We start from the raw sequence: 12,105 nt of genomic DNA on the forward strand, positions 1-12,105 counted from the left end.
TGGCTTTTTTATTATTCGTTTCCAATTCCAACTTGAACTTCTAAGCGGCCAGATTGCACGCGTAAACCACGAATTTCAAATTGATCAACCAATTGCTGTACTAGCTCACGACTTTCTTGCAGGATATTCAAACCCGGCAGAATACTAAAATCGGTGAGGTTTAATAATTTATCTACCATCCAAGAACGGTTGTTAATAAAATCAATAAAACCCGCTTCTTCGAGGTCGATATACCACAAACGATGACCTTCTTTTTGAATTCCCGGCACATCACGAATAAGGTGATTGATGAGAAAAGGTATCGGTAATGAATTAATCACTTCAAAGCTGACATTTCCAACTCTACGCGTCGCCCAATTGGTCAGTGTCCCACCATGACGAATTTGCAAATCTAGGTGTTCATCAACTTGCCGCAAACGTAAATATTTTTCCTGACCAATACGGCATTCAAGCACATTAAATTCTAAAGAGAGTCGATAGAGGAAACGGCGATAATGTCCATCAAGTTCAATGTGAAAGCGATCATTGCCACATTCAATTTTGATATCATCAATCTCGGAGCGATCCATACGCTTACGAATCTGATTATTGAGCAGCATTTCAGGTAAATATAAGGTCAGAGAGCCTTTCCCAAGCGATGCTCTTGCCATTGCAAGTGCAACTTGTCGTGCAGCCTCACTGGTTTCTGAGACCATATCTCGTACAGAATTTCTCACCCCTTCAACGCCACGTTTGGTATGGTGAGTCACTTGATCCAGTGCACCCAATGCTGCATCAGCAACACCTGCAATATTGCGAGAGGTATCACTTGCAAATTCAACAGCATCTTGTGCGTGCTGTAACGTTTTATAGATTAGTCGACGTGATAAAGATGGTTTATCCGTTGCGTCTTCATCTGCAGGCATAATATCAAACATTGCCTTTTTATCATCTTGTCGATTCAAGATGCTCTCCCTCTTCCCTTTCTTACTGGCTCACTTCTTATGAGCTGCGATCTGCTTTCTGAACTTATTAGATGTTTTTATGTAGATTAGCATGCAACGCATCGCCGTTTGCGTCTTTTTGTTGCAAAGCTTCAAATTATTTAAACACTAAATTGCTCTTATTTTGTTCATAAAATATTACTTTTCAAGTTTCTCTTGCTCAGCCTGTCCGTGTAGAAAAATCTGTTGGTCACGCATGACTTTATATTCTTCAAATTTCTGCTGTATCGATTGAACACGCGTTATAAGAGAATCATCATCAAAATATCTCGCCTCTCTTAAAGCGACCCATGCAGCCTGCATTTTTTCAAAATCATTACCTTTTTCTAGCTTCGGTTTCATCCAATCAAATAAAGCTTGCACACGTTGGTAATGTTCAAATTGATAAGCAAATAATCCGCTGGAGAGCGCAATTTCTGGTAACTGCCCAATCAAAAGCTTTTTCACCTGTTGTAACTGTAAGTTCTGTTGCTCAAGATAAATTTCAACAATGTCTCGATAAAACCATACCGCAAAATCGATCATCTGCTGGACAATTTCATCCCGACATTCATATAAATGATGCCGTTCAGGATGCTGTTTATTTAAACGGCCTTCGCCAAGATAAGCACTTAGACCTTGCTCCAAGATCAATTGTAATTGTCCCAAATCCAGAGCTTGCTGTTCTATCGGCTCAATTTTAGAAAGTGATTGAATGAGATGTGCTGAATCAATAGGAGGCTGCAATGATTTTAAAATATCTGGATCTTGCTGGATTGAAATCCACAGGAGTTTAAGTAATTGTTCAGAGCTGTCAATTTCACTCGAGCTTAATAGTCGCTGCAATGCAGACTGCATCTCTTGAGATTGGCTAAGGCTTTCAAACACATCGTGATCATGTAATAGTTGAGGCGCACTCGCAATAAGTTCTTTGCTATAAGGAATATAGAAATCTCTCGCACCAAAAATTCCACCTAATGATTTCCCTAGCGAGTTTAACCCTCGACCAACATCGGAGAATACATTGGTTTCAATGGCTCGCGTTTGCAGCAGTTGTTGCGGTAATAATGCGGTGATTGCACGATCTAATAATTTTTTATAGCTCTTCTGATCGATAGGCTTGTCATATTTGCACAATAAATCAAGCGCATATTCCACATCACTCACATGCGCTTTATATTCACCTTGGCGACGATTAAGCAAACATCCGATATAGCCGTAAAAAGCGACTTCATTGGGCTGCGTAGATTGACTCTGTGCCCATTCGTATTGTTGGATAGCTTGATCATATTGCTGAGCACCTGCATAGGCCTTGGCAAGAGCAATCGCATGTTGGGCAGTAGGGTACTTTTGCGAGAAATAGTGAAGCAATTCAATTTTAGGCAGTTGATCTAAACACTGATCTAAATGACGCAAAAAAACATTAATTTGCTGTTGGGTGGGTTCTGGTGTGATGAAGTTCAACCTATACATTAAACACTGCTCATACCAAGCATGTTTCCGTGCATGAAACTCATAAGCTGGAATAAACTCATCTTCAATCAGTTGAATAAGCTGGGTGTTATAAAAAATATCTTCCTCAGTTTCATGTTGAAACTTCCACTGTTTTGGCAAGGTCATTTTGAATAGTCTTAAAATAAAATTCGCACTCAAGTCAGGACTATCCATACTCACCAACATCAATTTATCTTGCGTTGATAAATGCTCTTTCCCCTTTTCAATCCGAGACAAACGCAATTTTAAAATTTTAGTGCTTAACATGCGTTTCCTTTCACACCATTCAAAAAATCCTAAAATCAAATTAGCATGACTCGTAACAGCATAGCGACTAGCTTTAGACGAGCTGTATAAATGCTTTTTTGATTCAAAATCCAGAGATGGGCTTACAGATTAAAGTTCAAAATAAGTAAATTTATGTATTTGAATAACTCATAATTTTAGCTTTTGCATAATTTTCGCTAAAATAGCCAAAACACAATAGGAAACCTTTATGCAATACCGTTGCCCTAAATGTCAAAGCGTCAAAATAATGCCTGTCAGTCAGGGTACAAATAGCCCTCGTCCCAACGTTCCAAAAAGCTTGGTTCTTTTAGTGCCTGCGATTTTTATTCTATTGATCTTGGTTGTGATCAGTATCGGGATGTGGATTTTCGGTAATGGTGCAGGTCAGACACTGCAAATTTCGACTGTGGTCGTCTTTGCTGTCTGTGTGATTGCAGGTGTTCTATTTTGGCGTGATCTGCCTGATTTTAAAATTTCCATGCAAGCTTTTATGCAATCACAAAAGCATTGGAAATGCCGTGACTGTAATCATGAATGGCAAAACTAATACGGCATTTCATTTCCAACTTACTCACATCAACTCAATGCTGATGTGAGTGTTCTGGTTCAGCAATCTCATCATGTTGATGGCTATGCTGACAATTCATTTCTGCATCATCTTCAATCTGTAAGGTCACCTCAGCAATACCATGCTCATGTGATAGCATTTCTATCGCCGCACGATGTAACTGATTACGATCAGCATTCGGTGCGAAAAGATGGACGGTTAAATGAATATTTTTCGATGTAATTGCCCAAACTTTTAATTGGTGAATGCTTTCGACACCATCCAACGAGAGTAAATCACTTCGCAATTTTTCAATATCAACTTCTTCGGGTACACCTTCCAATAAAATATTAATGCTCTGTCTGAGTAATATCCACGTTCTCGGCAATACCCAGAAACCAATGGCAACCGCAATAATCGTATCGACCCAATACCAGTTGGTATAATTAATCACAATCGCACCAATGATCACACCGACAGAACCGAGCGCATCGCTCAGAACTTCCAAATAAGCGCCTTTCATATTTAGGCTTTCTGCAGCGCTCGACATTAAAATCTTCATCGAGATTAGATTAACCACCAGCCCTAACGATGCCACAATCAACATACCAACACTTTGAATCTCTGGTGGTTGAGTAAAACGCTGATAGGCTTCGTAGAGAATATAAATCGCGACAAAAAACAACATCGCCGCATTAAATAATGCTGCCAAAATTTCAAAACGCTGATAACCAAATGTACGTTTATCATCGGCTGGGCGTTTTGCAATTTTAATCGCAACTAAGGCAATCGCTAATGCAGCAGCATCAGTAAACATATGTGCCGCATCAGAAAGTAATGCCAAACTTTGCGTGATTAAACCTGCAACCACCTCAACAATTAAAAAAGTTGAGGTCAAAACTAAAGCGATTGTCAGCTTTTTGGCGTTGCCTTCGGTGACAACTGCATGACTATGGTCATGCCCTTGATGTCCACTCATGTTGGACTCCTTATAATTGTGCAAGAAAGTGTATTTCTTTTCTTGCTTACACTGCCTCTAATTGAGAATTAAATCAAATGCTATATGTACAACTACTCTTTGCTTTCAGCGATCCATTTTCACGCCATAAAGTCGAGGGTAGAATTCTTGCTTAGACGAGGTCAGCTCTGACCTAGTCTAAGACTCTTTTTAAAACAAAGCTGAATTGATCAATAACGCTATCAGCAGCATCCTTGCCGCCTAGCTAGCGCGTACAAATGCTAAGCTTCAATATGATGACGATCTAACTTAGTTTTAGCTTCATTCATCCAACGATATACGACAGGTAAAATCAACAAGGTCAGCAATGTAGATGAAATGATTCCTCCAATCACCACAGTTGCTAACGGACGCTGCACTTCTGCACCCGTACCTGTTGCGATCGCCATTGGAATAAATCCCAAAGAAGCCACGAATGCAGTCATCAAAACTGGACGTAACCGTAGAATCGCTCCCTGCCATGTTGCAACATGCAGATCAAATTGCTCTCGAAGTTCTTTAATAAAGCTCAGCATCACCAAACCATTCAGCACAGCAACACCTGAAAGTGCAATAAACCCAACACCTGCAGACATTGATAATGGAATGTCACGCAACCATAACGCAACTAAACCACCAGATAACGCAAATGGCACACCACTAAAGACCAATAAACTCTCTTTAAAGTTATGGAATACCGCCATCAATAAAATAAAGATCGTGATCAAAGCCAGTGGAATCACAATCTGCATACGTGCTGCCGCAGAAGCTAAGTTTTCAAACTGACCACCATACTCTAACCAGTAACCTGCTGGTAAAGGCTGTTGCTTCAATGTGGCTTGTAACTCTTGAACAAATGATCCTAGATCACGTCCTTCAACATTGGCCGTTACAATGACGCGGCGCTTACCATTTTCACGACCGACTTGATTCATACCTGAAATGGTTTCAACTTTGGCAACATCTTGCAGCTGAATTAAACCACCATTTGGTAATTGAATCGGCAGTTGAGCTAAGTTTTGTGCTGTGCGCTGATCATCTGGCAAACGAATTTCAAAATCAAAACGACGATCGCCCTGTAAGATCTGCCCTACATTTTGACCACCGACACTCGCTGCAACCACATCTTGAATGCCTTTAACCGATAAGCCATATTGCGCCGCTAAAGCGTGATTAATATCGACATTCAACACAGGTAAACCACTGGTTTGTTCAACTTTTACCGCAGTTGCACCTGAGATTTTTTGAACCTTCTGTGCAATAGCCTGCGCCTGCGTATTGAGCACATTCATATCATCACCAAAGATTTTGATTCCGACATCACTTCGTACACCTGAAATCAATTCATTAAAACGAAGTTCAATTGGTTGTGAAAATTCACTGTTATTGCCAGGAATCGTCTCCAAAAATGCCTGCATTCGTGTCCGTAATTCATCAATAGTTTCTTTCGGATTTGACCATTCACCACGCGGCTTAAGTAAGATCACAGCATCAGAAATGTTCGGCGGCATCACATCGGTTGCTACCTCAGCCGTCCCTGTTCTGGCAAAGATAGCCTTCACCTCAGGGAAATTCTTAAGAATTAACTTTTCCGTATTCTCCTGCATACGTAAGGACTGCTCTAAGCCCGTACTTGGTGAACGCATTTGTTGTAAAGCAAAATCGCCTTCACTCAGTTGAGGTGCAAATTCACTACCAATTTGCGTGGTTAACACCCCTGTAAGCACTAAAATACTCGCCGCCAAAGTCACCACCACCATTCTAAATTGATAAGCCCAATCCAAAATGCGTTGATATTTTGTTTTTAATGCCTGCATCCAACGAGATTCTTTTTCCTTCACTTCACCTGTGATAAATAAAGCCACAGCAGCAGGAACAAAGGTCACAGATAAAATCATTGCGCCAAGCAATGCCATCACAACGGTTGCTGCCATTGGGTGGAACATTTTTGCCTCTACACCAGAGAGAGCAAAAATTGGCAAATAGACGACCATGATAATCGCTTGCCCGAAAATCAATGGACGACGAGCTTGTTTCGCTGCAAGAAAAACTTCTTTAAATCGTTCCTGACGTGTCAGTAACCGCCCTGCATGATGTTGTGCTTCAGCCAAGCGTCGAATACAGTTTTCTACAATAACGACTGCCCCATCCACAATAATCCCGAAATCTAGCGCCCCTAAACTCATTAAGTTGGCACTAATATTTTGTTCGGTCATTCCTGTCAGGGTAAATAACATGGAAAGTGGAATCACACAGGCAGTAATTAAAGCTGCACGAAAATTCCCAAGAAAAACAAACAGAATGACGATAACAAGAATCGCACCTTCAACAAGGTTTTTCTGAACAGTTTTAATCGCTTTATTGACTAGGTCAGTACGATCATAAACCGTTTCAATCTCAACACCTTTCGGCAAAGTCGGCTGAATCTCCTGAATTTTTGCATCGACTGCCTGAGCAACGCTACGGCTATTTTCACCGAGCATCATCATGGCAATCCCCAACACGGTTTCCTCACCATTGTAAGTTGCAGCGCCTGTCCTTAAATCATGTCCAATTGCGACTGTGGCTATATCTGAGACACGAATCGGCAAACCATTTTTAACGCTCACAGTCACATTTTGAATATCTTCAACTGTACTCAGCATGCCCGGCACACGTACCGTTAACTGTTGTCCATTTTCTTCGATAAAACCTGCACCGCGATTTTCATTGTTTTCCTGTAAAGCCGTTTGGAACTCAGCAAGGGAAATTTGAAGCTGTTGTAAGCGTTTTAAATCAGGAGAAACAATATAGGTTTTATTGTAGCCACCAATACTATTGATCTCTGCCACGCCTTTTACACGTTGCAATTGAGGACGCACAATCCAATCTTGGATTTCTCGTAAATCCATTGCTGTATAAGGCGTACCATCTTCTTTTTTAGCGTCAGGTTTGGCTTTAATCACCCATTGATAAATTTCACCGAGACCTGTTGAAATCGGTGACATGAGTGGATCAACCGAATCAGGTAATTGTCCATCAGCCTCTTGCAAGCGCTGATTGATCATTTGTCTCGCCCAATAGATGTCTGTACCGTCTTTGAAAATAATCGTGACTTGTGACAAACCATAACGTGAAATCGAACGAGTTTGTTCCAGATTTGGAATCCCCGCCATCGCCGTTTCAATTGGATAAGTAATTCGTTGTTCGACTTCTAAAGCGGTGTAGCCATTGGCCTGTGTGTTAATTTGCACTTGGGTATTGGTGATATCTGGAACTGCATCAATAGGAAGTTTTTGATAACTCCAAATACCGACAGCAATCCAAGTCATAACAAACAGCATGACCCAGATCGCATTGCCAATCGCGAACTGAATAATGCGATCAAACAGCCCTTCTGGTTTTGGAAGTTGAGAGGAGTTAGTGCCCATGTTCAGCCTCTCCTTTCTCAAGTTCAGATTTCAGCAAGAAGCTTCCTTCTGCGACATAAGACTGCCCAGAAGTTAAACCTTGCTTGATTTCAACCCATTGTCCATCTTGGGTACGCTGCCCAATTTGTACAGGTACAGCTTCAAAATCAAAACCTTTTTGTTGATTTGCTTTGGCAACAAAAACGACATCTTTGCCTTCAACTTGTTGGATTGCGGCTGCACTTACACGAATGACGGACTGTTTAGATGTCGCTTGTAATTCAACATTGACCATTAAGTTTGGTCGAAGTTCAGCTGCATTCGACAACACTTTGGCACGTACTTGTAAACGACCTGTTTGTGCATCAGCTTCTGTTGTTAAACTTTGAACTTGTGCATTAAATGTGTTCCCTGTTTGCAGAGATTTGAAACGAATTTGTTGATTCGGCTGTACCCCAATATTTGCCATCGTTGGTAGAACAAATTCCAACCAAAGTTGATCGAGTTGATCAATGGTAAATAACTGATCTGCAAGCTGAACATTTTCACCAATCACGATGTCTTTATTACTGATCACCCCATTAATTGGTGCGGTTAAGGTATAGCGCCCACTTGAACCCGAACCAGCACCAAATGCAGATAAACGAGATCTAGCAGCTTGGACTTGAATCTGTGCTTGTCGATAGGCATTGTAAGCACGTTGATAATCCTGTTTTGCTGAAATACCCTGAGACCAAAGACTCCGCTCGCGATCATAATCTTGCTTCGCCAACTCTAAATTGGTTTGCGCAATTTGTAGATTCGCCTGTTGGTCTACCAAGTCTGGTACTAGTAAATTTGCCAAAGCCTGACCACGTTTCACCTGTTGCCCCAGTTCCACATAAACAGACTCAACACGACCTGCCAAGCTCGGTGATACATGCGCTTGACGGTCTGTATTCACCACTAGCTTTGCTGGAAAAGTTTGGCTCTCATTCACTTCACCGACTGAGACTTTTGCCAATTTGACATTTTGCTGCTGCATTTGCTCTGAAGTCAGTGCAAGTTTTTCTTCTTCATCCGCATGATCATCTCCTTCTTCAGCACCAACTTTTTCATTTTCCTGATGTGCATGGGCCTGTTCACCTTGCTCAGCATCACCCGTCGTTTTTGCTTTGTTGTTCAAAAGCAGCAATGATGCTAATACACCCGTGACCACGACAATCATCGCAATCCAAACCCACTGAGAACGCTTTTTTAATCTGATACTCATTTCTTTATTCTCCTAGTTGGTTTGGAAATGCATTACTTTGTTGCCATACACGTTGATTAAGTTGCATCAGCGCATCTTTAGCTGTGATCTGTTCTACAGGAAGCCCCATACGTGCACTTTGTACTTCTACACTGAGTTGCCATGCTTGTTTCAATAATTGAACCTTACGCAGGCGAACATCTTGCAGTTGAACTGTTGCCTGCTGTACGTCTGTCACAGCAAACTTACCCAAGCGAAAACCTTGCAAGGTTTTTTGCTGCACTTGAGTTGCTAATGGAATTTGTTGGTTATTCAGCTGTTGAAATTGTGCTTGTAAACCTTTTAACTCAGCGAGACGAACATCAATATCCATCTGATTTTGCTGACGGTAGAAACGTTGCTGCTGTTGAATGAGCGTTTGTTTTGCCTCAGCAATTTGAATTCCATATTTCTGTTTATTAAAAATATTTAAGGGAATTTCCACACCTAAACGCAGCTGATTTTCAGTATTTTGATCAACTGAACGTGTGCGATTTACTCCGAGTGTCATTGTCGGCTGAGGACGTGATTTTGCCTTAAGTTGTTCAATACTGGCTTGTTGTCGCTGAGTCTCAAGCTGTAAACTTCGTTCAAATAGATTTTCAATTTGTTCTTGATCGACTTTCACCTGTGTTGCACGAGACCATAGTTCATTGACACTGGGTGAAATGCGGAACTGATTTGAATCACTTCCCCAAAAGCTAGCCAACTGCTGTTGAGCCACTTGCAGTTGTAGATCAGCTTGTTGATAAATACGCTGATTTTCCAAATGGGCAATTCGAACTCGCTCTACATCGACCTGTGCAATACTTCCTGCTTGATAGCGCTTTTCAGTTGCGTCTAGGTTTTGCTGACTGACTTGTAACTGCTCGGCTATTAGAGATTTTTCTAGTTGCCATAGCGCAACTTGTGACCATGCATATTGCACAATCAATGCCAATTCCGCGTTATAACGCTGCTGCTCTAAATCAACTTGATTTGCAGATAACTTCGCCACTTTCTGCGCAGCTTTACGCTGCCCAAACAAGTCAAGTGGCTGAGAAATCCCGATTGCCAACTCCTGATCCTGATTGCTTTGCAATCCTGTCTGTTCGATCGAAATACTTGGATTTGCCCATAACCCACTCTGTTTGAGTTGGGCACTCGCCATATTTTGCTGAGTCTGCCAGCTAGATTGATTGGCTTGGTAAGTGCGAATCTGCTCTAAAATCTGTTCAAAACTAGAACGATCTTGGATCTCTCTCACTGTGGGCTGATTAGCCGTCAATAGAGACTCAGCAGAAACGGATTGCCCAAACACTGCCGTGGTTAAAGCAATCGATAACACCGACCATTTTATCGATAAAAAATGGGAGGATTTTTTTAGCGCACGATTCTGAGATAAATTGGTACGCTGATTTAAACGTAAAGACATATAAAGCCCCGCAAATAAAATGAAATTGCGGTGGGCTATTTTTCGGCTACCCCACCTATAGCGGGGTCAATACAGGCGGTGGATTCAGTTCAAATAAATGAGGAGACTGGTAAGAGTTAGACCAGTAATATTTTTGTTCTAATTCATGTGTTGTTAAAATAGGGTCATCAAGCTGTTGCTGAGCCTCAGTCACCACCACATGGAAACATGAAGGTAAATGATCATGATGATCTTGCAAGCTTAATGGCATAGGTAAATCAGCATCTTGGTCATTAACCAAAGTAGATTGTGTATCAACATGCTGATTTTCAGGAATATGATGACCAAAATGAGTCAATACCGAAGTTTTTGCATTGATATTTTCATGGCCGCAATACGCCGCTGCCACATTCCACAAACTTTGGAATATGAACAAACTGAGTAAGACGGTGATAAAAATACTAAAACGGCGCAAAAATTTCTCTTTAGACAAAAATTGCTCAGGTGGCACTATAGCAACTAAACTTGATGTAATAAAATTACATTGTTCGACTAAGCAATAAAAAATAATATGACTTCATAGCGTAAGGCTTATTCAGTCAGCGTACAGAATATAGGTACATCATCGGATGGAAACCAGCAACAGAAGTTACTGGTTTCCAAACCTACTAGCCATCATTAACACTTATGCTGAGCAGTCGTATGATGACTCTTTTTCTCCACTTGAGCCTTTGTTTCTTTCTGAGCATTAAGATTTTTTTCTAAGAAAATCAAACCACCATCGGCCTTTGCGACAGTCGCAGAAAGAAGTAAAACAACCAACAATACTTTTGCATTTAATTGACTAAACATAATCTTCACCTTATCTAAGAGAAGCTCTGTTCAATGAAACTTTTGGGCGAAACACCAAAATAAAATGAACAAAGCGACATATATTTATGAATTCAGTCATGCCTTGAAATTCAAAGTTGATTTCAAGCACAGACTCAAATCTCAAAACTGCTATTCCTTAAAACAAACTAAATACAGATGGAATAACACCAAATAGCCTCAGCTCTTCAAATAGCTGAACGAAAGCAGCGATCCAGAGAAACCAGACCACTTGTACTAAGAAAATACGAAAATGTTTGGGCGAAACTTGATAATATTCAGGCTCTTTATAATTCTTGAGACTGGGAATAAAACGAGGTATTTGATTGCAATAATCTAAATATTCGCTCCCATATTTTTTACTCAAAAATTTTTCTTCTTGGCGTATCACATAATGGTAATAGCACAAGAAATATAGAGAGAATATCACTGGGAAGAAGAACGTCTCCGTTAGAAACATGATGCCGAGACCACCTAAATAACTAAATAGATAAAGTGGATTTCGACAGAGTGAATACGGCCCTTGGGTGACTAATCGGCTATTCTTATAGCCAGAAATGTAAATACTGCACCAGATTCTTCCCATTATCCCCAAACCAACAAAGAGCCACCCAAAGAACCATAGAATGTGTTCTACAAATGGGGCTTGGAAATGCCATTCACTAAAGCTCATCGCGACAATAACAGCCAAAGCCAAGCCGATGATTCTGGAACTCATTGTTCTTACGCGAGGCGCAAATAAAATATTCATTTTATTTAACCTCAATCGGGACAGGATCGAAATGTAGATCAGCGCTAATCTGCCGATGCCATTTTTTAAATATGGCAATAGGCACATAAACATCGCGCATTTTTAAGAAATTTTTATGCATGGAATAACCCTTTGAAATAAATT

General features: G+C 40.8%; 10 protein-coding genes. 1 reads left to right on the forward strand and 9 read right to left on the reverse strand.

The window, feature by feature from the left end:
* Nucleotides 1-11: 11 nt before the first annotated feature.
* Nucleotides 12-944 (reverse strand): hypothetical protein, encoded by a 933-nt coding sequence (locus tag F959_RS04295; protein ID WP_004877860.1) that lies wholly within the window; start codon nucleotides 942-944, stop codon nucleotides 12-14.
* A gap of 177 nt (nucleotides 945-1,121) precedes the next feature.
* Nucleotides 1,122-2,723: a hypothetical protein gene (locus F959_RS04300; protein WP_004877865.1), complete on the reverse strand. Its 1,602-nt coding sequence runs from the start codon at nucleotides 2,721-2,723 to the stop codon at nucleotides 1,122-1,124.
* A gap of 229 nt (nucleotides 2,724-2,952) precedes the next feature.
* Here F959_RS04300 and F959_RS04305 point away from each other — a divergent pair, with 229 nt between their 5' ends.
* Entirely contained in the window at nucleotides 2,953-3,291 is a 339-nt protein-coding gene (locus tag F959_RS04305) for a hypothetical protein (protein ID WP_004877868.1), read from the forward strand.
* A 34-nt stretch (nucleotides 3,292-3,325) separates the two neighbouring features.
* Here the strand turns inward: F959_RS04305 and F959_RS04310 are convergent, their stop codons facing one another.
* The 7 genes from F959_RS04310 to F959_RS04335 all read right to left on the reverse strand — a co-directional run bounded on the left by F959_RS04310 (nucleotide 3,326) and on the right by F959_RS04335 (nucleotide 11,961).
* On the reverse strand, nucleotides 3,326-4,270 hold the full coding sequence (locus F959_RS04310) for a cation diffusion facilitator family transporter (protein WP_004877870.1): 945 nt from the start codon (nucleotides 4,268-4,270) through the stop codon (nucleotides 3,326-3,328).
* Nucleotides 4,271-4,530: 260 nt separating this feature from the next.
* On the reverse strand, nucleotides 4,531-7,698 hold the full coding sequence (locus tag F959_RS04315; RefSeq protein ID WP_004877872.1) for an efflux RND transporter permease subunit: 3,168 nt from the start codon (nucleotides 7,696-7,698) through the stop codon (nucleotides 4,531-4,533).
* A complete protein-coding gene (locus F959_RS04320; RefSeq protein WP_004877875.1) occupies nucleotides 7,688-8,929 on the reverse strand; it encodes an efflux RND transporter periplasmic adaptor subunit in 1,242 nt (413 codons plus the stop codon). Before F959_RS04320 ends, F959_RS04315 begins: the two co-directional genes overlap by 11 nt.
* 4 nt (nucleotides 8,930-8,933) lie before the next feature.
* Nucleotides 8,934-10,361: a TolC family protein gene (locus F959_RS04325; protein ID WP_004877876.1), complete on the reverse strand. Its 1,428-nt coding sequence runs from the start codon at nucleotides 10,359-10,361 to the stop codon at nucleotides 8,934-8,936.
* 55 nt (nucleotides 10,362-10,416) lie between these two features.
* The gene (locus F959_RS04330) at nucleotides 10,417-10,815 is read right to left on the reverse strand and encodes a cation efflux protein, CzcI-like (RefSeq protein WP_007480765.1); all 399 of its coding nucleotides are present in this window, start codon (nucleotides 10,813-10,815) and stop codon (nucleotides 10,417-10,419) included.
* A 203-nt stretch (nucleotides 10,816-11,018) separates the two neighbouring features.
* Entirely contained in the window at nucleotides 11,019-11,192 is a 174-nt protein-coding gene (locus tag F959_RS16695) for a hypothetical protein (protein WP_004877880.1), read from the reverse strand.
* 157 nt (nucleotides 11,193-11,349) lie between these two features.
* On the reverse strand, nucleotides 11,350-11,961 hold the full coding sequence (locus F959_RS04335; protein WP_004877881.1) for a methyltransferase family protein: 612 nt from the start codon (nucleotides 11,959-11,961) through the stop codon (nucleotides 11,350-11,352).
* Between the last annotated feature and the right edge of the window lie 144 nt (nucleotides 11,962-12,105).

Origin of the sequence: Acinetobacter venetianus RAG-1 = CIP 110063 (genome assembly GCF_000368585.1) — a bacterium.
Classification (GTDB): domain Bacteria; phylum Pseudomonadota; class Gammaproteobacteria; order Pseudomonadales; family Moraxellaceae; genus Acinetobacter; species Acinetobacter venetianus.

What these genes read in the sequence shown, in the direction of transcription:
- F959_RS04300 (WP_004877865.1), bottom strand. Translation starts at nt 2,723, where the DNA reads ATGTTAAGCACTAAAATTTTAAAATTGCGTTTGTCTCGGATTGAAAAG.
- F959_RS04305 (WP_004877868.1), top strand. Translation starts at nt 2,953, where the DNA reads ATGCAATACCGTTGCCCTAAATGTCAAAGCGTCAAAATAATGCCTGTC.
- F959_RS04310 (WP_004877870.1), bottom strand. Translation starts at nt 4,270, where the DNA reads ATGAGTGGACATCAAGGGCATGACCATAGTCATGCAGTTGTCACCGAA.
- F959_RS04315 (WP_004877872.1), bottom strand. Translation starts at nt 7,698, where the DNA reads ATGGGCACTAACTCCTCTCAACTTCCAAAACCAGAAGGGCTGTTTGAT.
- F959_RS04320 (WP_004877875.1), bottom strand. Translation starts at nt 8,929, where the DNA reads ATGAGTATCAGATTAAAAAAGCGTTCTCAGTGGGTTTGGATTGCGATG.
- F959_RS04325 (WP_004877876.1), bottom strand. Translation starts at nt 10,361, where the DNA reads ATGTCTTTACGTTTAAATCAGCGTACCAATTTATCTCAGAATCGTGCG.
- F959_RS16695 (WP_004877880.1), bottom strand. Translation starts at nt 11,192, where the DNA reads ATGTTTAGTCAATTAAATGCAAAAGTATTGTTGGTTGTTTTACTTCTT.
- F959_RS04335 (WP_004877881.1), bottom strand. Translation starts at nt 11,961, where the DNA reads ATGAATATTTTATTTGCGCCTCGCGTAAGAACAATGAGTTCCAGAATC.